This window comes from SAR324 cluster bacterium (assembly GCA_029245725.1).
Taxonomy (GTDB): Bacteria; SAR324; SAR324; order SAR324; family NAC60-12; genus JCVI-SCAAA005.
In genome coordinates this window covers 64034-89668 of record JAQWOT010000226.1, presented here as the reverse complement: position 1 = coordinate 89668, position 25635 = coordinate 64034, and the positions used below count along the sequence as shown (strand labels likewise).

At 47.9% G+C, this 25635-nt stretch carries 25 protein-coding genes; 12 read left to right on the top strand and 13 right to left on the bottom strand.

The features are described 5' to 3' along the window. Positions 1-80 precede the first annotated feature (80 nt). The 12 genes from P8O70_12515 to P8O70_12460 form a co-directional block, all read right to left on the bottom strand. Positions 81-896, bottom strand: a complete 816-nt coding sequence (locus P8O70_12515) for an NAD(P)-dependent oxidoreductase (GenBank protein MDG2197682.1) — start codon at positions 894-896, stop codon at positions 81-83. 16 nt (positions 897-912) lie between these two features. Then, the gene (locus P8O70_12510) at positions 913-1905 is read right to left on the bottom strand and encodes an ABC transporter ATP-binding protein (protein ID MDG2197681.1); all 993 of its coding nucleotides are present in this window, start codon (positions 1903-1905) and stop codon (positions 913-915) included. Beyond that, entirely contained in the window at positions 1902-2864 is a 963-nt protein-coding gene (locus P8O70_12505; protein ID MDG2197680.1) for an ABC transporter ATP-binding protein, read from the bottom strand. The genes P8O70_12510 and P8O70_12505 overlap by 4 nt, the downstream gene beginning before the upstream one ends. A gap of 2 nt (positions 2865-2866) precedes the next feature. Next, on the bottom strand, positions 2867-3709 hold the full coding sequence (locus tag P8O70_12500) for an ABC transporter permease (GenBank protein MDG2197679.1): 843 nt from the start codon (positions 3707-3709) through the stop codon (positions 2867-2869). Continuing rightward, positions 3706-4701 (bottom strand): ABC transporter permease, encoded by a 996-nt coding sequence (locus tag P8O70_12495; protein ID MDG2197678.1) that lies wholly within the window; start codon positions 4699-4701, stop codon positions 3706-3708. Before P8O70_12495 ends, P8O70_12500 begins: the two co-directional genes overlap by 4 nt. Before the next feature lie 46 nt (positions 4702-4747). Then, the gene (locus P8O70_12490) at positions 4748-6505 is read right to left on the bottom strand and encodes an ABC transporter substrate-binding protein (protein MDG2197677.1); all 1758 of its coding nucleotides are present in this window, start codon (positions 6503-6505) and stop codon (positions 4748-4750) included. Positions 6506-6883: 378 nt separating this feature from the next. Further along, positions 6884-8497, bottom strand: a complete 1614-nt coding sequence (locus P8O70_12485; GenBank protein MDG2197676.1) for a GMC family oxidoreductase — start codon at positions 8495-8497, stop codon at positions 6884-6886. Between the two features lie 22 nt (positions 8498-8519). After that, on the bottom strand, positions 8520-9008 hold the full coding sequence (locus P8O70_12480; protein ID MDG2197675.1) for a gluconate 2-dehydrogenase subunit 3 family protein: 489 nt from the start codon (positions 9006-9008) through the stop codon (positions 8520-8522). Between the two features lie 43 nt (positions 9009-9051). Then, a complete protein-coding gene (locus P8O70_12475; GenBank protein MDG2197674.1) occupies positions 9052-10236 on the bottom strand; it encodes an ABC transporter permease in 1185 nt (394 codons plus the stop codon). Beyond that, positions 10220-11002: an ATP-binding cassette domain-containing protein gene (locus tag P8O70_12470; GenBank protein MDG2197673.1), complete on the bottom strand. Its 783-nt coding sequence runs from the start codon at positions 11000-11002 to the stop codon at positions 10220-10222. Before P8O70_12470 ends, P8O70_12475 begins: the two co-directional genes overlap by 17 nt. Positions 11003-11044: 42 nt before the next feature. Further along, the gene (locus P8O70_12465; protein ID MDG2197672.1) at positions 11045-12103 is read right to left on the bottom strand and encodes a substrate-binding domain-containing protein; all 1059 of its coding nucleotides are present in this window, start codon (positions 12101-12103) and stop codon (positions 11045-11047) included. 39 nt (positions 12104-12142) lie between these two features. Then, the gene (locus P8O70_12460) at positions 12143-13312 is read right to left on the bottom strand and encodes a mandelate racemase/muconate lactonizing enzyme family protein (GenBank protein ID MDG2197671.1); all 1170 of its coding nucleotides are present in this window, start codon (positions 13310-13312) and stop codon (positions 12143-12145) included. Between the two features lie 371 nt (positions 13313-13683). On the opposite strand from P8O70_12460, the gene P8O70_12455 reads away from it, so the two are divergent. Together P8O70_12455 and P8O70_12450 are read left to right on the top strand one after the other, a co-directional pair. Further along, positions 13684-14412 carry a FadR/GntR family transcriptional regulator gene (locus P8O70_12455; protein ID MDG2197670.1) on the top strand — a complete coding sequence of 243 codons (729 nt, stop codon included), beginning with the start codon at positions 13684-13686 and terminating at the stop codon, positions 14410-14412. 111 nt (positions 14413-14523) lie between these two features. Beyond that, positions 14524-15966, top strand: coding sequence for an amidase family protein (locus P8O70_12450; protein MDG2197669.1), 1443 nt, complete (start codon positions 14524-14526; stop codon positions 15964-15966). 49 nt (positions 15967-16015) lie between these two features. Here P8O70_12450 and P8O70_12445 read toward each other — a convergent pair whose 3' ends face one another. Further along, positions 16016-16585 (bottom strand): HD domain-containing protein, encoded by a 570-nt coding sequence (locus P8O70_12445; GenBank protein MDG2197668.1) that lies wholly within the window; start codon positions 16583-16585, stop codon positions 16016-16018. A 203-nt stretch (positions 16586-16788) separates the two neighbouring features. On the opposite strand from P8O70_12445, the gene P8O70_12440 reads away from it, so the two are divergent. From P8O70_12440 to P8O70_12395, 10 genes are all read left to right on the top strand, one after another. Next, complete coding sequence (locus tag P8O70_12440) at positions 16789-17754, top strand: phosphotransferase (protein MDG2197667.1); 966 nt, start codon at positions 16789-16791, stop codon at positions 17752-17754. Positions 17755-17803: 49 nt separating this feature from the next. Further along, positions 17804-18145: a Rieske (2Fe-2S) protein gene (locus tag P8O70_12435; GenBank protein MDG2197666.1), complete on the top strand. Its 342-nt coding sequence runs from the start codon at positions 17804-17806 to the stop codon at positions 18143-18145. Next, complete coding sequence (hypF, locus tag P8O70_12430) at positions 18132-20564, top strand: carbamoyltransferase HypF (GenBank protein MDG2197665.1); 2433 nt, start codon at positions 18132-18134, stop codon at positions 20562-20564. Before P8O70_12435 ends, hypF begins: the two co-directional genes overlap by 14 nt. Positions 20565-20952: 388 nt before the next feature. Continuing rightward, positions 20953-22200 (top strand): hydrogenase expression protein HypE, encoded by a 1248-nt coding sequence (locus P8O70_12425; GenBank protein MDG2197664.1) that lies wholly within the window; start codon positions 20953-20955, stop codon positions 22198-22200. Next, positions 22197-22472 carry a hypothetical protein gene (locus tag P8O70_12420; protein ID MDG2197663.1) on the top strand — a complete coding sequence of 92 codons (276 nt, stop codon included), beginning with the start codon at positions 22197-22199 and terminating at the stop codon, positions 22470-22472. The genes P8O70_12425 and P8O70_12420 overlap by 4 nt, the downstream gene beginning before the upstream one ends. Next, a complete protein-coding gene (locus tag P8O70_12415; GenBank protein MDG2197662.1) occupies positions 22469-22744 on the top strand; it encodes a hypothetical protein in 276 nt (91 codons plus the stop codon). The genes P8O70_12420 and P8O70_12415 overlap by 4 nt, the downstream gene beginning before the upstream one ends. Further along, positions 22741-23025, top strand: a complete 285-nt coding sequence (locus tag P8O70_12410) for a hypothetical protein (protein ID MDG2197661.1) — start codon at positions 22741-22743, stop codon at positions 23023-23025. The genes P8O70_12415 and P8O70_12410 overlap by 4 nt, the downstream gene beginning before the upstream one ends. Continuing rightward, on the top strand, positions 23018-23293 hold the full coding sequence (locus P8O70_12405) for a hypothetical protein (GenBank protein ID MDG2197660.1): 276 nt from the start codon (positions 23018-23020) through the stop codon (positions 23291-23293). Before P8O70_12410 ends, P8O70_12405 begins: the two co-directional genes overlap by 8 nt. 2 nt (positions 23294-23295) lie before the next feature. Further along, positions 23296-23661: a hypothetical protein gene (locus P8O70_12400; protein ID MDG2197659.1), complete on the top strand. Its 366-nt coding sequence runs from the start codon at positions 23296-23298 to the stop codon at positions 23659-23661. A gap of 92 nt (positions 23662-23753) precedes the next feature. Beyond that, the gene (locus P8O70_12395) at positions 23754-25634 is read left to right on the top strand and encodes a nickel-dependent hydrogenase large subunit (protein MDG2197658.1); all 1881 of its coding nucleotides are present in this window, start codon (positions 23754-23756) and stop codon (positions 25632-25634) included. The last annotated feature ends 1 nt before the right edge of the window (position 25635 follow it).

The window sequence follows — 25635 nt, the reverse complement described above, 5'->3', positions numbered from 1 at the left end:
ATTCACTGAGGAAGTCAATGCTTGAAATACAGGATTCTGCAGAATTTGGATAAGCTTTGGGAGATTTTCTTCTGATTTGCTCAGTGTTGGTGATCTTCATGCACCCAACCCAGCAGTCGCTGAGCCTTGGCACAACTATAAAACCCATGCTTGCCGGGCATTGGCTGATTCACACGAACCTGTGGATAGTGCTCACGGATGAGTTCTTTGGAGTCGGTAGGACTAGCGGTTTCAGGGGCAACAATAAAGAACGCCTCATGTCCGGTCCAGGTTACTTTTAGACTAGCCAAACAGGCCTTGGCAGCCGCAATCGGATCGGTGTAGGCCCAGAGATGCTTGAAGGAGATCCCGTTGGTCGTACGGGGTTCCACAAAATCCCGATACTGCAACCAGTGAAAGCGCATGCTGCTGATGGAAATGTCTTCACGCCTCCGAGCAAAGCAGTCTGCCTGGATTTCCAGAACCCACTTGGAGAGGCTGTAAGGATCCTCGCTGTAGGTCGAATGCTCCTCATCTACGGGGAAGTAGTCATAGGTTGGCAGGCGGGAATAAACCCCACCGATTGCGTTGATACTCGAAGCGAGGCAGATCTTCTTGATGCCCAAAAGCTCACAAGCCAGCAGCACGTTGTAGCTGCCCACGGTGTTGTCTTGGTAAACCTTGGCATCTGGCTGCATCCAGGGGCTCGGGAAAGCCGCAAGATGAACAACGGCATCACAGCCTTGAAAAACACTGACCAGGTGGCCCAAATCACGAACATCACAATTGACCGCTCCTTCTTCGGGACGCCCAGAGAAGAGATCTGAGGGCTTCACCGTAAAATGCTGTTCTCTCAGAAACTGAACTAGAATTTTCCCAAAGTGACCATTAGCACCGGTGACTGCGATCTTTTGCATGGATGTTTTCTAAGATTTACAAGTTCTGCGTTAGGTTGGAATCCAGGTTAGCCTGGGGTTGGTGTAACAGGCAGCTGGCCAAGTGTCTCGGGAACAGGGGAACCAGTTGGGGAGTCACCTGACAACCAGGTTGGCGGTTTGGACAGCGACTGTAGAACTTGCAACCTGCTCCCGAAATTTCCTGAATATCAGGATTGGCGTATCGCTGGTTGTCCCACTTGCGCTCCAGATCTGGCCAGGGGATCGAGTTGATCAACAGCTGTGTGTAGGGATGCTGTGGAGACTCCACCACCTTGGTGATATCTCCGGCCTCCATTACGCTCCCCCGATAGAGAACGATGATGGAATCAGAGACATGGTAGGCGGTTGTCAGGTCGTGGGTGATATAGAGAATGTTGACCTTGTAGTTCTCGCGCAGGGACACTAACGCTTCGAGAATGTTGGCTCGCAAGGAGGCATCGACCATCGAGACTGGCTCATCTGCGACCAGGATCTTGGGCTTGATGACGATCGCCCGGGCCACGTTGATTCGTTGTCGCTGTCCTCCACTCAGCTGGTGGGGATAGCGTCCCAGGATCTCACTGGGCTGCAGGCCAACCGCCTCCAGAGCTTCTTCCATTGCCTTGCGGCGAGCAACTTTTGAGAGCCCAGGATTGAACTTACGGATTGGCACTTCCAGCAGATGGTCCACCTGGTAGAAGGGATTGAAGACCGCAAAGGGATCCTGAAAAACCGCCTGCACATTCTTGCGAAAATCCCGGTACTGTCCACCACTTAATTTACTGACATCCTTGCCTTCATAGAACACTTGGCCCGTAGTTGGCCCTAACAAGCCCAACATGATGGAGGCCAGGGTTGTCTTTCCACTACCACTCTCTCCAGCCACAGTGATGATGCGGGCTGGATCTCCCAACAGATCAAAGCTGATCGGATTGAGGGCGTGAACAGCCTTCTTGCCCACCCGATAGAGCTTAGAGACATTTTTTAGCTCCAGTGTGGCCATATTCATGAGGCCTCGTAGAGATGGCAGGTCACATACTTTTCGTCTTCAAAAACACTCTTGTGCGGAGAGGTCGTTTGACACTGAGGTTGCTGTTGGTTGCAGCGTGGATGGAAGCGACAACCGTTTGGGAGACGGTAGAGCGAAGGTGCCATTCCAGGAATTCCACGAAACTCTCCTCGATTCTGTAGTCTGGGTAAGCTGCTAATCAGCGCCTTCGTGTAGGGATGCTTGGGATTGGTAAAAATAGTCTGTACATCATTGATTTCCACGATTTCTCCAGCATACATTACCGCTACCTTGTCCATCGACTGAGCCATCAGGCCCATATCATGACCAATCAAAATCAATGCAGAACCAATCTTTTGTTGCACCCGGTTGAGCGTCTCGATCACCTGACGCTGAGTCACTACATCAAGCGCACTGGTTGGTTCATCGGCAATGATGATCTGGGGTCGCAGCAGGATTCCAATAGCGATACAAACTCGCTGCTTCATGCCTCCAGATAGTTCGTGAGGATACATCTCCAGCACATGTTCTGGCAACTCCACGGAGGTCATGGCCTCGTGAGCCAACTGGAGGACCTGATCTAGCTTGTGGTTCGGATAGTGTGCCTTGTAGGCATCAATCATCTGGCGTTTGATCTTTAGCACAGGATTGAGCGAATTCATCGCTCCCTGGGGAATGTAGGAGATCGTGCTGAGTCGCTTCTTGAGCATTTCCTTATCGCTGAGTTGCAACATTTCTACCCCACCAATTGCAACGGAACCACCTTCGACCTTCCCAGGTGGCTTGATCATCCGCATCATGGCTAAGCCCATCGTGCTCTTCCCAGATCCAGATTCACCTACCAAACCAAGTTTCTCACCTTGTTTGAGCTTCAGATCCACCTGGTTCAGAGCAATAGCCCGACCAATGTCAGTGTAGTAGCTGACGGTTAGGCCTGTGATATCCAACAAATGTTTCAACGTTATTCCTTATTGCGGATGCGGGGATTTGCCATCTCATCCAAGCCCATATTGATCAACGCCAGTGAGCCCAAAATCAGGATCATGGCTAGGGACGGCCCAACAGGCCACCACCACCAACCATTGAAGAAGGCAGATTGACTCTGCGCCGCCCAGATCGTGTTACCTAGTAAGGGTTCACGTAAGGGACCGAGACCAATCACAGCGAGGTAGAAAGAAGCAAAAACCGCCTGGAAGACCTGGGCAACAAAAGCAGCAGCAATGAATGGCAAGAGATTCGGAAAGATTTCCTTGAAGATAATTTCCAGAGAGTTCATTCCAGAGAGCTTGGCGACCGCCACGAACTGACGTTCCCGCATCGAGAGCACCTGTGATCGGATCACCAATGTTGGTGCCATCCAGGAGAGTAGAAAGACAACAATTGCCATCGTGATGATCGTAACGTCCCGCTTGTCAATTGAACTGGCAATCACAACCTGGATTAGAAAGGCTGGAATTGGTGTGAGGATCTGACAGATAAACTTGATAACCAAATCAATCAGTCCTGAAAAGTATGCAGAAATAAACCCCAGTACGATACCGATGATCGTTCCCGCAGCTCCTGCTACCAAACCGATGATGGCGGTTTGCCAAACTCCCACCACCATTGCGGTGTAGAGGTCCCGCCCGAAGAAATCAGTCCCAAATAAGTATTTCAGACTAGGTGGTTGCTTGGGCCTTACTGCCAGTGGATAGGCCTGCTTGAATTCAATCGTCAGCAGTCCATGCACCGTGAAGAGAATTAAGAAAATCAGCAATCCGAGGCCAATTGTTAGGCTGACGTTACGCTTGAGGTAATTAATCATTCTTGCCCTTGTCGCACACGAGGATCCAGCAAGGGGTAAAGTAACTCAACTAGGGCCATCAGCACAGCTACGGTAATCGTGATAAACAGGACAATCCCATAAATCACTAAAAAGTCGTTGGAGCGAATCGCTGTGATCAGCACAAATCCGAGACCCGGAAGCCCAAAGATGGTCTCCACAACGATTGCAGAGGTAATTACATTTCCAAGTGCCAGGGCGAATGCTGTGACCTGTGGCAAAAGGGCGTTTCTCAGGTAGTAGTCCTTAAAGATAGTGTAAGAACTTAATCCCTTGTGCTCCGCAAAGACCACATAGTCCTCCCCCTGAATTGTGATTCCCATTCCCCTCATCGAGAGCACCCACGTTCCAAGGGACCCAAAGATGAGAGCGATGCCGGGCAAGATCTGATGCCTCAACACATCCAAAATAAACTCGAAGGTGAAATCAGGGATAGTCCCGATCGAATATGCACCTGCGATCGGCAGAATATTGAGTTTAAAAGCTACAAAAAAAATCAATAGAATAGCTAGCAGGACTGGAGGGACCCCTTGAAACAAGATAAAGCTGGTAGAAATACCACGAACCCATCTGGGAGAAAGTGGCCAAGCAGCCAAGGCTCCAACGAGATTCCCAATCACAAAAGAAAGAATCGTAGTAACAAGGATCAGGCCGATCGTCCATGGTAAGGACTCGGCAATCAACATGAGAACAGTCTTAGGAAACTTGTTCAGTGAGACCCCAAAGTCAAGAGTCATCACTCCTCCGATGTAATCGAAATATTGCTGCATCAGAGGTTTGTCTAGACCAAAGGCCTTGGAATAGGAGGCAACGATCGTCTCCAACTCACCTGCAGAGAATCCACCTAATCGGGCTAGCTCTGCAAAGCGCTCACGAATTGGATTGATGTCTGAAATCCTGGGAATAAAAAAGGTAATGGTGGAAGCAGACCAAACCACTAGGATGACGAACAGAAGTCTTTTGAGAACAAACATGGGGGAACTCAGATACGCCCCCAGAACAGGGGCGCGTGGAAAGTGATTATTTAGCAGATTTCAGGGTAGAGACAACCAACATGCCAGTGTGAGCCCAGAAGGCTCCATTCATACCCAAACTAGGATTGGCGATCGTTGGCCAATTCCCCCAGTAGGTTTGGTTGTAGGGGATCCGGTGGAGCCACTGAATGACAGGGATGTCAATCTGATCTCTCCAGTAAATTCCCATTGCTTGCGCTGCCAATTCCTGGAATCTTGGATCATCACCCCCTAAAGGAGCCATCTCATCAAGTAACTTGTCATACTCTGGATTAGCGTAGCGGGAGAACCGGTTAGAGCCTGCTGTCGTACCTATGGCTGCACTGTAGCGGCTGTGAAAGAGTTCCAAAGCGGTGTAAGGATCCTTCAGGCTGGCTCCGTGACCAAACATGTAGAGTCCGGCTTTGCCATCAGCCATATTTTGGTAGGCATCTGTACCAAAGTTGATATCCGCATCAATTCCGCCATTACGCAACATTTCCACTAAGATCGGAACAATGTCACTGTGGATACCCTCAAATCCGTTGATCACAGCACTCACCGTCTTGCCGTCTTTCTCCCACATATCATCATCGTTCATAGTGAACCCAGCAGCCTTCATCAATTCAGCGCTCTGATCTGGATCATAGAGCCCTGGCTGAAGCTCAGCTTCCAGTTTCTTAACAGCTGGGCTGTTAGCAAACTTCTCAAGTCCTGGGTAAAGGGGAAAGGGGTAAATCGTCGCAATGCCAGCTCCTTCGTAAATGATTTCATTGATCAGCTCGCGGTTGATCAATAAGCTCATCGCACGACGGACTCTTGCATCGCTGTAGGGCTCAAGTTGGGTGTTGACCCAGAGAGAATTTGGCCACCAATCAAGGTATCCGTAGGGAGGCTTGTCTGCCGAGTGGGTAGTCACCTTGGAGTTCTGACGCAGGATGTTTCCAATCACAGAACTGCGCATATCCAGGGTGGCATCAAATTCGTTGTTCACCACACGCTGGGCAACTACGTCCATTCCCTGGCCAACCTGGCCACCAATATTGAACATCACCACACGCTTGACTTCTGGCATGCTAATGCGGCCGGCCTTGACTGCCCACCAATCTGGATTCACATCAAAGATTTTCTGATTCGCATCCCACAACACAAGGTTATAGGGGCCAGAGTGGGGCATGTCATTGCCACCTTCGTATTCGTTGACGTTATCTACCTTGGAGAGGACGTGCGCTGGAACAATCGGGATTCCTGTGTCGAACTTCAGCGTCAGTACCTGAAACTTAAATCGAGGTGCTGGCATCTTGAAATCAACAACTACGGTCTTGTCATCTACGGCAGTGACCTTGTCAACAAACTGCTTGAAATTAGCGTGATAGGGAAGTTTGTTGTTATTCCTTTGGCTCTCGAAGGTGAAGACCACATCCTTGGAGGTGACAGGCGTTCCATCACTCCACTGAGCCATTGCGTTGAGCTTGATGGTCAACTGCGTGTAGTCACTCTTGGTGTACTCCATGCTGTCAGCCAACCAAGGAATCTCTTCATCGTTGAAAATACCAAAATAGGACAGACCCTCCCACATCAGGTTGTTGGCTTCCTGATGAGTGTATCCAGTGGATGCAAAGGGATTAGTCACTCCAATCGGTGAAGTGATGCTCCACCCTAGTACCAGGGTTTGCTCTCGTGGCACCTTGGCTAGCGAGTGGCCACCTGCCAATAGCGAAGTTGTCATCATCGAAAAGGCAGTCGTAACTGCCAGCAAAGCAATCGATAGTTTGGAAATCTTCATGTACTCCTCTGTAGCATTGAATTCATTGAGTCGTTTTGACACAAGGGGTGCGTTGGGGTTGGTTTCCTCCTGGCTAGGGGTTATCAGAGTTCACAAGGCACAGCCTCGTTGTGGAAGCAAAGCTGAGGGACACCAACAGCTTTGCTTTCTATTGGGCCACAAATTGCGGAGATGGAGTTTTTTTGTCAAGGCGAAAGGAATCAGAATGATCCATTCAGCGAGGAACAGTCTGCCTTCGAATTAAATTGCAAACTTCTTCAAAAACTCACGATTTGGTTCTGCTCCATGACCAGGACAGTCAGGGATTTCGACGTAGCCCTTTTTATAGGTAATTTTCTGTTGAATATTCAGTTTGTCATTGGATGGACTTTAGAACTCCTAGCAAAAAAGAGAATTCTGATTCTTTTTGATGCTGTCTCCAATGTAGAGTGCGAGTGCTTGGATCGTGGGGGTTGGATTAACCGCAGCTGAGGTGACAAAGATGCTCCCATCGACAATAAAGAGATTCTTCACATCATGGCACTGCCCCCAATCATTGACTACAGAGTTTTCTGGATCTGTTCCCATCCGGGCAGTACCCATCAAATGCCATCCAGCTCGCCACCAAGCGTCACCTCCCGAGGCAACAATACTCTTGGCTCCAGCAGCTAAAAGTACCTCTTCAGCTCTCGCCGCACCATGGGCAAACATTCTCTGGGTATTTTCATCAACCTGGTAATTGATTTTAGGTGCTGGAATACCATCGCCATCTGTAAGTTCAGGATCTAGCGTCACGGCATTGCTTTCCAGAGGAAGATCTTCTGTAACAATTGTCAATCCGGCACAATAAGGATAAGTTTCGTCGAATTGCCGCCGGTGCTCCGCACCCCAGGGCATCAAATTGTCTACCCCATAACCACCCAAAGCAAAAGTCATAGGGGTGGTGAAACGCCCTCCGTGTAAACCATAACCTCGAACAAAATCCCGGCTTAGATCAGTCTCGTAAAACTCTTGGCTGATGATGCTACAGGCCATCGGCCCCTTAAATCCTTCCATTGGTTCTGCAAATCGACCAACCACTCCGGAAAGTGGATGAAACATCAGATTTTTTCCCAGCTTTCCACTGCGATTAGCAATGCCATCTGGAAATTCCTTGGACTTCGAGTTGAGCATGATCCTGGGTGTTCCTACCCCGTTGCAGGCCATAATCACTAGCTCTGCGTTTTGCTCCTGTAGATTTCCATCTGCATCGTAATAGAGGACACCTCCTGCTTTGCCATTAGATTGGAGCGTAATTTCTCGGACACGGCAATTTGTCCGTAGTTGAATTCTCTTTTCAAGCAATAAAGGCCAGTACGTCAGATCTACACTGGCTTTGGCACCAGAGGCACATCCTAGATCACAGGTCCCTGCATTGACACATCGGTTTCGCCCTTGGTAATCACGACTCAGGATTGAGGTATCGGAAGGCCACCAGTGCCAGCCAAGCTGATTGAATCCTTTTGCGAGGGTTTTGCCCAATTTGCCTAAAGGGATCGGGGGTAGTGGAACATCGTAAGGCGGATAAGAGGGATTCCCTGAAAGCCCGGAAATTCCCATAATTTTGCTATTGAGATCGTAATAGGGAGCCAGTGTGTCGTAGTCAATCGGCCAGTCGTCAGCAACACCATCTAAAGTCTTCACTCGGAAGTCAGAAGGGTGAAATCTGGGCCAGTGCCCTAAATAATTGATTGTGGACCCACCGACCGCATTGTAGTTGACAGGAGTGATTGCAGAGTTTTCAGAATTGATTGGGTAGTCTTGAGGAAGCTTACGGACATTTGGATCGCAACTGAACTTGTCATATCGATGCAGTTCATAATCTTTCCGGGTACTCGGCAAGTTGGATCGGTCAACCCAATCTCCCTGTTCCAGACAAAGGATCTTCAAACCCATATCGGCAAGCGAATATGCCACTGCAGCACTCGAAGCTCCTGCTCCAACAATCAATACATCAACTGCATCCTGGCCCATGATTCCTTATTCATACAGAAGTTTAGCATTCTCGATAGCAAGCACCTCTTTGACGAACAGGTTCTAGCATCCGATCGAGCTCCATTGGATCGTCTGCCGGCACCAAATATCCTTCTGGTTGAGTGGGACCCGCAGACAAACCAAAAAGTGGTCGAATTGCTGATTCACTATAGTAACCCATGTAGGTAGCTCGGAGGAGCATTTCAAAGAAGCTTGGTTGGCTTTTTTCAAGCTGGCTAACGAGGGCAATCCATTCTTTATTTGATAGTTCTGCTGCTGTTTTCTCAGACCGCTGCAGTAAAGTTTCCAAGTATTCAAGACCTTGTGCAAACAACAACTGCAATTCAGTGTTGTCAGAAATCTTCTGAGCAATGAAATCAGCAACACCAAATTCTGCTGCAGAAGGTATCTTTCCATTAGCCCCTGAAGGAATCAGTTGTGCCAATATTCCATTAAGTAGGACTAACTGCCCAGAATTCCAGAGGTGTGTTGTGGAAAAAGTTGATTTCATGATAGACCCCGCCTTGAGACAGTTCGCTGCGCAAAAAACACCACTATGCTCTACTTTGAATTCTTCCCTGACGAGACAGAGCATCAATGGAAACAGCTAACAGCAGAATTCCTCCTGAAAACATCAGTTTGTCTGCCGCTCCAGCTCCAGACAGGTCCAAGCCATTACCCAAGGAACCAATCACGAGTGCTCCAAGGATGGCGTTCCAGACGCTACCTCTACCCCCAAACAATGATGTTCCACCTATGACCGCTGCTCCAATTGCTTCTAACAGCAAAGGTCCACCTGCAAAGGCATTGAAAGATACAGAGGCATAGCGGGACGCACCTACAATTCCTCCTGTTGCCGCCATAAATCCCACGATTCCGAAAGCGGCAATCTTAACACCTTTCAATGAAATGCCAGCTCTACGAGCTGACTCGGCGTTGCCTCCAACTGCATAGAGAGATCTGCCAAATGGGGTTGAGGTAGTGAGCCAACCTAGCAGAGCCGTTAGTCCTAGTAGAATAACGACAACCAGAGGGACCCCACGGTAAGAATTGAGTGTAGCAACAACCGATATGGCAAACACCACAAAGAATCCCACCTTAGTGAGGTCGCTGGCCCAAGGATTATTTTCTAAGGAGAGTCTTCTGCGCTTTTGCCGATTGTACCAAACCATCCAAGAGAAGGTTGCGATACACAAGGCCGCTGCAGCCCAACCCAATTCTGTGGGCAATGTAGTAGTAGTGATGCCCCTGACAAACGGATCTCGGACGTTGATCGCACCATGAATTCCTAGAATTTTTAGCATTAATCCTTGAAATCCTAACAATCCTGCCAAAGTAACCACAAAAGATGGGATACCAACCAAAGCTGACATTACCCCCTGGAAGATACCCACACAAACTCCGGCTGACAAAGCAGCTAAACAGCTAATTGGGGCTGGAATTCCTAGGTTAGTTGTCAAGACTGCCAAGATTGCTGCACAAACCCCTGAAGTAGCAGCAACAGACAAATCAATATCCCCAATCAATAAAACAATTGTGATACCCACTGCCAAAGTTCCGACAACAGAACTCTGCATGAAGAGATAGTAAAAATTGCGTGGGCTCAAGAAAGCTGGCTCTGTCAAACCAAAATAGATCCAAATGGCAGCAAGAGCTAATAGTACAGGGAGTGCAGAGCCCAGACGGGAACTACTGATTTTTTTCAGACTCATTGTACCGAGTTCAGGCATCGTCGACATCCATTCCTCGTGTCATAGCAGACACAATTTCTTCAGGAGAAACTTCGGATACTTTGTAAATTGCTACATTTGTTCCTTGTCTCAGTACTGTAATTCGGTCACAAACTTCAAAGACATCCCTCAAATTGTGGGAAATATAGACAACTGCGTGCCCAGTATCACGCAGCTGCCGAATTGTCTCCAGTACCTCTCTCGTCTGAGCTACTCCTAAGGCTGCAGTTGGTTCATCTAGCAATACAACTGTGGAATCTGCACCTATCGCCCTGGCGATCGCAATTGCCTGCCGCTGACCACCTGACAATCCACCTACTTGGCTACGAACTGATTGGAGTGTCCTGACTTTCAATCGTTGAATGGCCTTCTGTGCCTGGTACTCCATGGAGAGAGTATCCAATGGTTTCATGAATCTTGGCAGGAACTTAGCCCAACCCCCGAGTACGGGTTCTTGACCTAGAAAAAGGTTGGCAACCACATCCAGATTTTCGCATAGCGCCAGATCCTGGTAGACAATCCTAATGCCTTGAGCTACCGCATCTTGAGGACTTGAAATGAAAATCTCATTACCATCAAGAAAAAACTGACCACTGTCACAACTCTCCGCACCTGCAATAATCTTCATCAAAGTAGATTTTCCTGCCCCGTTATCACCAACCAGTCCCATCACTTCACCGCGCTCCACTTCAAAGGAGACTCCCTGGAGAGCTTCCAGGCCACCAAAGCGTTTTCTGGCTTCTCTAACTACCAAATGAGGTAATTGTACTTGCATCTGAACAGGAACAGGAAAATCGCAATTTATAAGAAGTGTGATTCAGCCCTTACAAAACGAAGTTGCAGCAGCTTCACCTTTGCATACATCAGCCTTGGTGATCGAAGGGTCATTATCAATCACATATTGAACACCAGCTTCACCGACAGCATTATAGAAACCTACAGGGACCATAGGTACTTCCTTGCCAGCTGAATTTGCTGGCGATGTCCCCATAACAATACCATCCAGGGAATCTTCGTTGATTAAAGCGACGGTTGCCTTCGCTGTAGCCTCCGCCATCATATCAAAATCTCTCCAAACGCTCTGAGTCATTTGGCCTAACAGAATCAATTGAAGCGCTTGCACTGTGCAATCCAGTCCACTAACTGGGACGTTGCCAGCCATTCCTTGCTCTGCTAAAGCAGCAACAGCAGCACCAGCATTACCATCATTTGATGAAACTACTCCCTGCACATTATTGTTTAGCTTGGTCAAAGCCTGATCCATGGAACGTCTAGCAACCGCTGGATCCCAACCCTGAGTCCAATTTTCATATCCTAAAACTCGTTCACCAGAGGCAAATAGGGATTCCAAGACATCCATTTGTCCATGGTAAATAGTTGGGGCGTTAGGATCAGTTGGGGAGCCTTTCAGCATTACCAGGGTGTCCCCAAACTCTGTATTTGCTACAATGTGGGCGGCTTGGGCCCGACCCGAAGCTCTCAGGTCCGCCTGCACCCAAAAGCTGGTATTTGTTGATTGCACCATACGGTCGTAAGCAATTGTAGGCACACCTTCATCCGCAGCCATATCTGCTATGATCGCAGCTGCTTCTCCATCAATAGGAATGACAACCAGTACCTTTGCACCTTGAGAAAGAGCTTGCTCGGCTTGTCTTTGTTGTGCAGCAGTATCGTTGTTTGCATTAAACACCTCTACCTGAATATTTGGGGCCATATCTTTCATGTGCTTTACAAAAAAAGCAGCGTCCTGGCTCTCCCAACGTGGGTTCACATTTTCAGGCAGTAGCATCGCTACCATATCTTCTGCTACTGCTATTGGAGCCATGGACATCATTGCCAAGGCAACACAAGTAATTGCTTTCTTGATTCCAAACATTGATCCTCCAGAGATTAGTTTGTTGACCACACCGGCAGACTAAACTTCCAGTGCGAAGTGCTCCAAGAATTCACGATTCGGTTCTGCTCCATGCCCTGGAACATCTGGAATCGGAACATAACCACCATTTTTTGCGACCTGGCGCTGAATATTCAGCGGTTCGGTCAGCAAGTCATCGCGGAACTTGTTGTCTGTCGTATCAAACTCCAGCATCGGTTCCTGCGGATGAATTCCACCTGGAAGAGGTGGAATAGCCGCCAACAACTGCAGATTTGTTGCAATCGCGACAGCTGAGCCCCATACATGATTAATCACCTGTGTGAAGTGTGCCTGGGCTAGAGCCAGTACTCGCAAATACTCTGAAATTCCTCCAAGTGCACACACTTCCGGTTGAGCGATATCTAGGCAACGCTTCTCCAGGAGATTTCGCCAACCCCAACGTGTAAATTCTGCTTCACCTCCAGCAATGTTGATTTTCAACTGGGAACGTAGCTCTCGGTAACCATCTAAATCCTCTGGGGCAACAGGCTCCTCAAACCAATATGCCTCCAGTTCCTCCAATGCCCGACCTACGTAGAGCGCTTGGTCTACTGTGTAACAATGGTTTGCATCGACCATGAACGGAAAATCATCACCAACACCTCGTCGAACCGCTTCTGCGAGCTGTACATCCTGCTTGGTGCCCAATCCCACCTTCATCTTGGTTGCGACAAAGCCTGCTGACTTGATTGCTGCAGCCTCCTCTACGAAGCGATCCAGCAGTGCTGGCAATTTCTCACGCCGAAGCATCATCCCGTAGCCATAAACTGGCACCTGTTCTCGGAATCTTCCCCCGATTAACCTAGAAATTGACAGTCCTGTGACCTTGCCTAAGATGTCCCACAGCGCAATATCCACCCCAGAAAGAGCCTGGATTGGCATCCCTTTCTGTCCATGATCCCGCAAGAGGTTGTAGACCTTGTGCCAGAGCACATCACGATTCAGCGGATCTTCCCCTAAGATCATTGGCTGAATCACCCGCTCGACAATCACCTTATTGGCAATTGCCACATTCCCCGGGCCAAAGCACTCACCCCACCCCGTTATCCCTTCGTCAGTAACCACCTCTACTAGATGCCCAGTCCTTTTCTGATAATACTGCTGGGAATAACCTAACTCTTCCTTAAGGTCATATTGGAGAATGTGACTCTTGACTTCTGTAATTTTCATGAAGTAGCTCTCTTACTCTGCTCAGGTTCTTGGCTTCAAAACGTGGTTCATATCGCCAATCACCTTGTTTTGTTCGCCATATTAAACATATGATGTTTAATAAAACAATACTTATGATAAAAAGTGATGAAAATTCTGAAATAGCTTAATGGTGACTGGTCCTCCTGTTCGAAAGAGTGAAATTGGTTTCACGTATCAATTTGATTGATTCTGAAATGAACAACCAAACACAAAAAAATATTTTCACAGCAAATTGGGAAACTCTTATCAATGAAACAGACAATCAAAGTCTTCTAAGCGGCTTCAAACCACGCTATGATTCCTGTAAACTAAGACTTTTTGAGTAGTGGACTCCTTTCAATCGAGAATGAATGAACGAAATACTTTTCTACAACCTGACTCAAACAAATGGCCTGACACACAGTCTAGCAACCCAAATTGCCCGTGAACTAGGACGCAGAATCGTTGCCGGACTCTATCCGCAGGGTACCTGTCTTGAAGATGAAATGACTCTTGCAGAGAAATATCGGGTAAGTCGCTCCGTGATACGGGACGCAGTGAAAATTCTTGTTGGAAAGGGGTTACTAGAAGTACGGCGTGGAATAGGAACCAAAGTCAGAAATCGGCTGGAGTGGGGAATTTTGGACAATGACGTTCTAGCCTGGCATCAATCAGCACCTCCAAATCGAAAATTCTTGATGCAGCTACATGAATTCAGATTGGTGATTGAACCCAAAGCAGCCCTACTAGCTGCGAGAAACGGAACGTCGGAAGATTACAAAAGTATTGAGGAGGCGATTTATAAAATGAGAGAGACTGTCGATTCATCCGAAGCTTTCGTAGAAGCAGACGCTAATTTTCATAGACTTATTTTGCTGGCCACGGATAACGAGTTTCTTAGCGCAATGGATGGTATCATTTTCACATCACTGCTTAGTTCGATTCGTCTTACAAATCGAGATGCAAAGCAAAATGAAGCCTCACTTTTTCTGCATCAGGATGTAGCAAACTCTATTTTCGCAAAGAAACCAGAAGAAGCAGAGCAAAGGATGTTTCACCTACTATCTGACGCAAAAGTTCGCCTAACTGCGGAGGTATAGGTTTAACTGTGCTCGGCCTATGTAACATTTCCAAGAACTGATTACTTGTATCGGATAAGGCAAGCATGAATTTTTCAAGTATCATAATTAGCCAAGTGTGAGACCAACCCAATGAACTTGCTAGAAGCATCTATTGAAACCCTGCAAGAGGCAATGAACTCCGGGAGTTTGACCGCAGTCGAACTGACCCAGTACTACCTAGATCGAATTGCTACCTACGATCAACAAGGCCCAGCCCTCAACAGCATCCGGGTACTCAATGATGATGTGCTGCAACAAGCCGCAGCACTAGATGATGAGCGTAGTCGACAGGGAGCCCGATCCATGCTTCATGGCATCCCCATTCTGGTAAAAGACAACTATGAGACCAAGAGAATGCCCACCACAGTTGGCTCGGTACTCTTCAAAGGCTTTGCTCCTGATCGGGATGCTCACCTCGTCTCTAAGCTGAAAAACGCTGGCGCTCTCTTGCTTGGAAAAACCAACATGCAGGAATTTGCCTATGGCATCACGAACGTTGGCTCCATTCACGGCTTTACCAGAAATCCCTACGATACCACCAGAAATCCAGGTGGTTCCAGCGGTGGTACCAGTGCCGCAGTGGCTGCCAATTTTGCGGTCACTGGATTGGGTAGTGACACCTGCGGTTCGATCCGCATTCCAGCTGCACAGAACAATCTCGTTGGTCTACGGGGGACTCAGGGATTGATGAGTAGACGTGGGATCTTTCCTCTCTCTTCCACCCAGGATATTGGGGGGCCACTCGCCAGATCAGTTCGAGACTTGGCGATCATGCTCGATCAGATGATTGGCTATGATGCAGAAGATATTCAGACTGCTGAGAGTTTTGGGCATCCCTTTCGGTTCCTTGACCATCTTCAATTGCGAGAAAAGGCTCGTATTGGACTGCTGAAAGAGTGGCTGGTGCGGGAGGTCGGGGACGAAGCTGTGGCCGAGGTCATCCGTGAGGCGTTGACAGCGATGTCGAAAAAAGCTGGATGGGAAATTGTGGAACTGGAGTCCGCAGAATTGGAGGATTCCCTGGATCGACCACTTGAAGGCTATTTTGTCTCTGCGTATGACTTCAAGCAGGATGTAAACGCTTATCTGCAGGCCAATCCTGAGATGGGCTTCAGCGATCTAGAGGAACTACTCGCCCTTGGGAAACATCATCCCAAAGTGGATCTCAGAACGCAGAAATCTATGGCCATGAGAAGTGAAGATGAATCAACCTATTACCGGGAAATGGCACAACGTAAAGTCGTACGCAGAGCCCTACTTCGTCTGCTTGCCGAAAACAATCTGGATGCTCTGGCCTATCCACCGATTCGCCGTGTAGCCGCCCTGATTGGGGAGGATCAGATGGGTACAAATTGTCGCTTGGCTGCCTGTTCTGGGGTACCTGCCATCTCTGTCCCAGCTGGTTTTTATGGAGAATTACCGGTGGGCTTGGAACTACTTGCTGAGCCTTGGGCAGATCAGAAATTGCTGGACCTGGCCTACACGGTTGAGACTAAATATCCCCAGCGAAAGATCCCAGGCTCCACATCCTAATCTCATGAACCCAACCAATCCTTTGATAGCTTCCTATATTTTGTGAAGTCTACCCTAGTTCGGTATCGAGTCGTCTTGTTTCTTTATCAATCCAGGCTCGGAGTTGACGAGTCTGGGCGTTCAATTCCGTATATTTTCGTCCATAGTCCAGATTGAAAGCATAGTCAAAATCAGGAGGATTCTGTCCTTGGGTGTGCTGGAGCAACGTCTCCAGTTTATCGAAAGCCTTAGCCAATTTTGCTTCCGGGGTAGTTGCCTGCTCATATTCCTCCCAGAGTTTCAGAATTTCACTGCGCTGCAATTCCGGCAATGGTGACAATAATTCCAATAGATCTTCCCGCTCGCTTTGAGATTTATCGACATTGGGATCCTGCAACGGAGCTGGGATATCTCCCTGCAACGCCTCCCCCAAATCATGGACCAAACAAATCTTCATCAAGTGATGGGCATCTACTTTAGGAAACTCGGGTGCCAGTACCATCACCAACAGGCAAAGTCGCCAAGTATGCTCTGCTACACTCTCTGGTCTGCCGGAGGAAGTATGACCACTCCGCAATGTACTTTTGAGTGATTCAGATGCCCGTAGAAACGTTAGGATTTGGGAAAGACGTTCTTGCATCGACAAATCATTCATGAAGGAATTTGAGTTTTATAGAATTGACCATTGGAAGTCATGATAGATCCTGACTCACACTAATAAACTACGTTACGGTAATTCTACTGCAAAAAGACATTTGCTATTAGGGGTACAACTCAGATAAGCGCTTTTCAAGATGTACAACTCGATATTTGGTTCATTTTTCAAGAATTTCCTGACAACGCATGACGAGTCACTTTAGTCCTCCGACAGTTGATGATGTACAGCAAATTGCCAATTCTTTTCTTCGGCAGGGCGAGCTAAACATTCAGCGCCTTCCCACAGGTCTCTGTCACTATGTCTTCAATGTTCAAGGGGAGCAGCAACGATTTGTTATCCGCATCTGTCATCCTAACAATACTTCCCACTTGAATGGCAACCTGTTCTGGTCAACTCAACTCCAGAAACTATCACTGCCCATCCCCCAGATTTTCAAGCTCAGTATTGAAGAACAAAAGTACAGCTTCATGATTCTGGAGTACATCGACGGTGTGGACCTAGGCGAGTTGGTCGATCAGATGAGCGGAGACCAAAAAGCAAAAGTAGTGGATCGATTGATCGAGTTTCAAAGAAATGCTGATACGCTTCCAGAAGCTTCCGGCTTTGGCTGGGGATTTCATTATAATTGCCCACAGCTGCTTCCTTCATGGAACCAGATCATCGAAAACTCACTGGAGCGAGCAAGGAGTTGGATTCAGACCGTTGGCCAAGTCGATCCAACTTATGTCGAGAAAGTTTGTCAGCTTCAGGATGAGTTCAAAGGATATTTCAGCACCGTCCAGCCAAGAGCTTTTTTCCACGATTTGACCACAAAAAATCTACTCGTTTCCAAATCTGATTACTCTGTCACGGGCTTTGTGGATTTGGATCAAATGGCTTTTGGGGACCCGTTGTTTCACATATCCCTGATGAACATGGCACTCCTGGCCAACAATGAAAGCAATGATCTAGTTGCAATTTGGTTGGATCAGCTTTCTGCAACAGAGACGCAGCAGATCATAGTCAATTTTTACACGCTCATTCACTGTGTTTCGTTTATGGGCGAGAATGGAATGTCATTCAACAAGGAAGGATTCTTTAGCCAGGAGAATCATCAAAAACTAGATCAGATCTTTCAGCAGTTGCTCTCAGAGTTGAAAGGATTTTCTTGATCTATTGAAGAAAGACTACAGCCGACTTATCAATCGCTATTTCAGTCAAATGAAATCTTCTGATCCTTGGACCCCCATCGCTAAACTTGATGAGATCACGAAAGGCAAACTGTTGCTCTGGGAAGAAGATGGCTACTCGCTACTACTGACCCGGATTGCAGACCAGATAATCTGCTTTGAAAATGTCTGTCCTCATCTTGGCTGGCCACTAGAAATGAACGCTGTTGACAAAGGCCAATTGATCTGTCCTCACCATGGATTTGAGTTTGACCTACTGTCAGGTACCTGTCCCTTTGCTCCTGAGTTATCTTTGCGCCACTTTCCGGTCCGTATACGAGATCAATACATAGAAGTTCAATTGAACAGAGTGGGGCCAAATGGACCTAACTGATCAAGGCTCTTCCAGTCTTTCGAAGTCCAATGGTTCGCCAGAGCGAATCGGTATTCTTCTGCGTTATCAGGGTCGTGTGCAAGGAGTGGGTTTTCGACCGACTGTTTGGCGACTAGCAAAAGAATTAGGGCTGACGGGGAGCGTCTTTAACGATCGTTCTGGGGCTGTCGTAGAGATTTGGGGGATTCCCTCGCAGCTACAGGAGTTTCAGTCACTCCTGCCCAGTGCCCTGCCGACCATCGCCCAAATCACCTCTCTAAATTCTGAGGCCTTGACTGGCTCTCCTCCTACTGATTTTCTGATCCAAGAGAGTTCGCTGCATGGTTCAGCTTTTCAAGTCTTACCCGACCTAGCTACCTGTCCTGCTTGCTTAGAAGAAGTCACCCAGCCAACTTTTGGCCGCTATCGCTACCCACTAACCAACTGCACACTCTGCGGACCACGCTACTCGATCATTGAGGCCTTGCCCTATGACCGTGCCAACACCAGCATGCGCAGCTTTCCACTCTGCGACGTCTGCTTAGCAGAGTTCGCTAATCCAAACGATCGTCGCTTTCATGCCCAGCCAATCGCCTGTCATCGCTGCGGACCCCAAACTAATCTAGAGCGCTTCGATGGTCAGTACTTTGATCGAGAAGCGCTCTCTCCACTGGATGAAGTTGATGCTGCAGCTCGTCTACTCCAACAAGGCGCAATCATCGCAATTCAAGGAATTGGGGGCTTCCACCTGGCCTGTGATGCAACGAACACAGATGTCGTGCAGCGACTACGGCAACGAAAAATTCGTGAGGCTAAGCCCTTTGCCCTGATGGGGAAGAACCGCAAGATGCTAGAGCAATGGTGCTCTGTCAACGAGCTCGAATGGAGTGAACTGAGTAGCCCCGTCGCTCCAATTGTCCTGCTTAAAAAAAGCCAGCAATCCACGATGTCTTTGCCGGAGGCAATTGCTCCTGATCAACGTCGACTTGGTTGGATGCTACCTTATACTCCCTTGCACCACCTGCTGTTCGAACAACTGGGAGTTCCGTTGGTCTTCACATCCGGGAACCTCTCTGACGAGCCCCAGTGCAAAACTGCTGAGGAAGCTCGACAACGACTGAATGGCATCGCAGATTGGCTGCTTTGGAACGAACGTCCAATCGTCAATCGTGTCGATGACTCCATTCTACGAGTAGAAGGGAAAACGGTTCGAGTACTCAGGCGAGCTCGAGGATTGGCTCCCGAACCTATTCCTCTACCAGCAGGTTTTGAAAGAGCTCCCTCAGTTTGGGCCTTTGGGGCCTCACTAAAAAATACCTTCTGCCGAGTCATCGATGATCACGCTGTTCTCTCGCCTCACATCGGAGACTTGCACGAAGCTCGGGCTATCACAGATTTTGAAGCAAGCCTACAGTTGTTCGAACATCTGTATCCGCAACCTACTAGTCATGTCGCTGTAGATCTGCACTTTGACTACCCCTGTACCCGTATCGGTGAAGAGTACGCTCGGCAACGTCAACTCCCTATGATGCGTCTGCAACATCATCATGCACACTTGGCCGCCTGCCTGGCAGAGCACCTGGTCCCGCTTGATACAACTCCAGTTTTGGGAGTCATCTTGGACGGACTGGGGATGGGTCCTCATAATGAGTTGTGGGGAGGCGAAATTTTGCTTGGAGATTACCGTTCTGCAAAACGTCTGGGAATGCTGAAGCCTGTAGCTCTGCTAGGAAGTGAAAAAGCAATGCGGGAACCCTGGCGCAATACATTAGCCCAGCTGCTCAGCTCGCTCGGATGGGATCACTTTTTGGGAAATTATGGACAACTGGAGCTAACGGAATTTCTAGAGAAGCAGCCTGTCTCTACCTACCAGAGTATGCTTCAACTGCAGCGAAACGCACCCCTTGCCAGTTCAGCTGGTCGACTCTTTGACGCAGTGGCTGCGGCAATCGGCTTGTGCCAGGAATCTGTTTCTTTTGAAGGGCAAGCCGCTATGCAGCTTCAAGGTCTAGCAGAAGAGGCTTATTCAGCAGAAGACATCGATAACTTCTCTTACCCTTTTGCCATTCTAGAATGGAAGCCAAGTGGATTGCCTTACCTAGAACCACAACCAATGTGGCAGGCTCTCTTCAATGACCTTGTGGATGGAACACCTAAAGCAGTGATTGCCTTACGTTTTCACCGTGGTCTGGCCCAAGGTCTGTGGCAAATCGTCCAACATCTACAAACAATTCGAATAGACTGTAGATCCGTGAAGCAGATTGTCCTCAGTGGTGGTGTATTTCAAAATGAGCTATTGGCCCAATTGCTGGAAAGACAACTAAAGGCACAGGGACTCTCTGTGCTTAGACCTGCAGCAATCCCCTGTAACGATGGTGGTATCAGTCTGGGTCAGGCGATGATTGCCACAGCTAGAATTCTCCATCCCCAGATCCCCTGAATGTGCCCTATGATCAACACTGGATTTATCTTGATCCATCAAAAAGCTAGTGTACGAACAAGTATGCCTTAGGCACACCCCCCAACAGGGGATGATACACCTTCTTTAAAAGTTGAAGATATAAAGTTTCATATCTCTCCAAAATTGAAATAGAGCAATTGTTAGGGCCTTCAATTGCGGAGTTGGATCGGATTGAATAAATAAACTAAAATATTTAAAAATATATTAAAATTAGATATTTACCTATTTATTCTTGGTTTGGATAAAATAGCTAATTGTTGAATCATTTGAGGACTTTCATAATTTTGTTGGACAATGAGCCGGCATAAAGTTAAAACTCCCAAAAATTTTGGATTCTTTCCTGAACCTTTAGATAAGAATAAACATCATGCAAACAACGACACCACCAGATGCTAAAAGTGGCTTCGGTAGGATTACACTAGAACAAGGACCAATCGAAGAAGTTCATGCGTTCTGGCTAGCTGGAATGAGTTGTGATGGCTGTAGCATTGCTGCGGTGGGAGCTAAGAACCCATCCGTTGACCAACTCATTCGTGCTGCTATTCCAGGCTTACCCAAGATAATACTCCATCACCCCGTACTTTCGGTAACAGCTGGTGATGAGTTCATGGCAGCGTATCACAAGGCAAAAAATGGAGAGCTTGGAGCCCCTTACGTAGTTCTTTACGAAGGGTCTGTTGCAGATGAGAGCATTGCTGGAAAGTTTGGAGGTTATTGGTCAGCAATGGGTATGGAGTACAGTGAGGATGGCTACCACAAGCCCATTCCTACCGCCCATTGGCTGCGGGATCTGGCTCCAAGTGCAGCAGCTGTGGTTGCCGTAGGAACGTGTGCAACTTGGGGTGGAATTCCTGCCGCAGCTGGAAACGTCACAAATTCAATGTCCGTGATGGATTTTCTAGGGAAGGATTACCTCAGTGCCTTGGGTTTACCACCCATTAACATCCCAGGGTGTGCTCCTGTTGGAGATAACCTGACCGAGACAATTGCTGCAGTGTTAATGTTCCTAGCGGGCTTAGGGCCACTTCCTGAGTTTGATGGGCTTGGACGACCAGCGTGGTTGTTTCGTGATACGGTTCACCGGGGTTGTGTGAGAGCAGGGAACTACGAAGAAGGCGTGTTTGCGAAAAAATACGGTGATACAGAGTGTCTGGTAGAGTTGGGTTGCTGGGGTCCAGTAGTACAATGCAATATGGTCTCGCGTGGAGCCTTGGGTCACAATGGGGGCTGCATGAATACTGGTGGAATCTGTATTGGCTGCACCATGCCAGGCTTCCCAGACGCCTTTGCTCCATTCTACAAATCCCCTCCAGGCACCATTGTCTCTGGAATGGCCAGCCGTACCGTTGGTAGCTTTATTCGCCCCCTACGACGGTTAACACAGGGGAAGAGCAACTGGACGGCCCGCTGGAAAGAAAATGAAACTGTACCCAGCGGCTGGGGCCATCAAAAGCACAGTGTAGTCGAGAAGATTTCAGGGTTCTTCTACAACAAGTTGCAACAGTCAGGAACGAAATTTTCTCCAAACTCCAAAACTCAACAAAAACTTCAGGAAAGTGGGCATTCTTTCTTGAAACACAACGCAAACACCAAGCAACCTGAAGAGGTCGCATGAGTGCCATTTGGTTGATTGGATTCACTGTTGCTGTATTGATTGTCGTCGTTGTTGTGGTGTTACTGCTTGGCATCATTTACCAAACCAGAAGAATCATTCAACTGGCGACGACTGCCTTGGCGCAGGTTGAACAAATAGAGCAAAACACTATGCCCATCTGGCAACTGAATCAGACCAATCGCTATACCCGAGAAGTAGCTGATGGGATGGGTGCACTAGAAGAATTACTGGGACCACTAGCTAAAGATGACCAAGAAAAGAGGGCATCATGACTGTCGATGAAAACATTTTACTTTGGTGGATTGCTTTGGGGTTAGGAGTTGTGGTGATTTGCGTAGCTGCCATTCTGCTACTAATCGTTATAGGCAACGCTCGGACGATTCATCAGGCTGTCTCAAAAATTTGGGATACTGGCCAGAGGGTCGCTAACAACACAATTCATGTTCCTATCTTGGGCCAGTCAATCAGTCACTTAAACCGTGCCTTGACCCATGCTGTCAATTGCATTGAACTCACTAAACCAAAGAGTGGAGAGTCCAAATGACGTTCATGGTTTTACTGAGTTGCATTGTCACCCTAGTATTCCTAGCAGTCGTGGCCTGGGCGCTGATACAGATCAACCATCAATTAGCTGCCATCGGAGGGACTCCAGAAAGTTTTCTGGCGAAACTGCGGTTGGGATTGCGGGCCATAGAGAAGCAAACATCGCACTTGCCACCATTGCTGGAGCAGACAAACTCTGTTTTGGCAAATATAAAAGGAGGTCTGCCAGTCTTGGCAGGCAATCTCACTCCAAAATCAACAACAGGAGAGAAAAATGACTGAAGCAGCATATTGGATCTGGGGTATCACCCTAGCAATCATTGCCTTCATCATTGTTCCTGTCGCTTGGTCTCTTTTGAATCAAGCTCTGTCTCACACGAAATCTATCTGTGAGTATAGCCGAGAAATGCTTCAAAGCGGACTTGGTATTGCCAATCACACTTCCCATACAAAGCAACTGGGGGTAACACTCGAACATGCAACAGAAATTGTTGGACAGACGAAAGGACTACACCAGTTAACAACTGAACTCGCTCGTGGGAGGGATTAATCATGTCTACTATTCTTACCAGCATCTCATTGGTTCTAGCTGGAGCCATCGTCTTGGTGGTTGCTTATCATTTGATTGGAATCTATCTGAATCTCAAAAAGACCGCAGACAACTTAGAGTTACTGGCTGGAGGGCTCGTACAGGTTAACCAAAACACAGCCCCACTTGGTGAGGGCATTGGGCAACTCAATGTTGGCCTAACCGTTCTCTTGGAAGAATTCAAGGCTGCTCTGAGTAACCTGGTCCAGTTAACAAAATCATCAAATGATGCATCCACATCAGACCGCAAATCAGTGTCTAGTCTAGCCGGAGTACCACAGAAGATATCAGGAGGTTCCAAGCACTGGGCCCCTTCAAAAAAATCTTAAATAGGAATTGCTGAGTTTTCTGTGGTAGGCAGTGCCTATCCAAGCTCGTTATCCAGTCTCAGGGATCAAACCCTAAAGAAAAAAGGCAACCAATGTGTTTTGAAAATCTCCCTATCGAATTTGATTCCGCCGGCAATGCTCATCTAAAGAGTGGCGTACCAAATCCTTATCAGTATCAGGTCAAAACCCCAGCAGAACGAGAAGAAAAGCTCCGTGAAATAGCTCGAAAAAATGGTCAATTGTTTGACAAAGACTTTGATCCAGTTACACGAGTAGCAGGTGCTTTGGCTTTCCACAGCACCGTCAATCTCGATGATAGACGAGTCGTAGAAACAAATTCGATGGCTACACTTTTTCGGGGCTATGAGGTGATTTTACGGGGTCGTGATCCCCGAGATGCAGCATTCATTAGCTCTCGTGCCTGCGGTGTTTGTGGGGGTGTTCATGCCACAGCCTCTGCCCTCAGTATTGAGATGGCCTTGGGAATCAAACCACCACCACTGGGAATTGTCATTCGAAATCTGTTGCTGAGTTGTGAATATCTTTACGACAACCCACTCCACCTCTTTGTGCTTGCGGGTCCGGATTATTCAGAACAACTCGTTCGGGAGACCAATCCTGAAATATGGGCAAAGGCACAGAATACACCGACCCGCTTCAGCCATCTTCATGGGTATCGGAAAATTTCAGAGATCATGACGGATCTCAATCCATTGACGGGTAAGCTTTATCTTGAGGCGTTGCAGATGACCAGAGTTGCCCGAGAAGCCTACGTGCTACTGGGGGGCAAGTATCCGCATCCGGAGACAATCATCCCAGGTGGAGTCACTACCACCCTCAGTACCACCACGTTCAATGAATTCTACATTCGCTTCTCTGAATTCTTCGACTATTCCAAAAAGTGTGTGGGAATTTGGGACGACATTTACGACTTCTTCTATGAGTGTGATGAGCGGTTCAAAGAAGTGGGTAAGCTAGATGCGACCATGGTTGATTTCGGTCAGTGGGACCACGAAGACTACTATGATGCCTCTTACGAGAACTGCAACACTTGGGGAGAAATGCGCTGGTCTACACCGGGGGCATTGGTTGATGGGAAATTAGTTACCACAAGACTACAGGATCTGAACGTAGGCATTGAAGAGTTCATTGAACACTCCTACTACGAGATGTGGGAAGACTATCCCTACAAAACGGATCCTCTCGGTGCACCCTTGAGTCCTTACCATCCCTGGAACAAAACAACGATTCCACGGCCTGGTCAGCAAAATTGGAAAGAGCGCTACAGTTGGTCAACTACGCCGACCTGGGACCGCAAGGTATTTGAAGCTGGTGCCTATGCTAGAATGTATATTTCTGCCTTGGCCAACAAGCTGCCGAAGAGTGAATTTTTTGAATCTACAGGCAACAGCCTAGTTTTGAATGTCGGTAAAGGTGCAGAATTGCCAGAGATGAAAATCGAGTGGAAAGTCCCACCCGTTTGGAATGCGATCGAACGTAATCGAGCACGAGCTTATGCAGTAGCTTATAATGCCATGGTCAATATGGAGAATTGGGTCAGAGCAATGGATCTCTGGAAGCGAGGGGAGCGTGAAGTAGCGACACCGTTCAAGATTCCTGAAACAGGTAAATTCATTGGCGCCGGCTTCTGGGGAGCTGGAAGAGGCTTTCTATCCCATCACTGCGAGATTGAGAACGGTTTGCTAACCAATTACCAGATCATCACTCCATCGACCATCAACGCCTGCCCTCAGACACCCTGGGGAGAGCCCGGACCTTATGAGAAGTCTGTGCTGAATACCCCAATTTTAGAAAGTAACTTTAAGTCTTCCGAAGAGTTCAAAGGCATTGATATCTTGCGAGCACTTCGTAGTTTTGACCCTTGTATGCCTTGTACAACTCACACTATGGTGGACGGTTCGGACCATGTATTTACCAGAGAGGTAACCACCTGCGCATGTGGTATCAATTGAG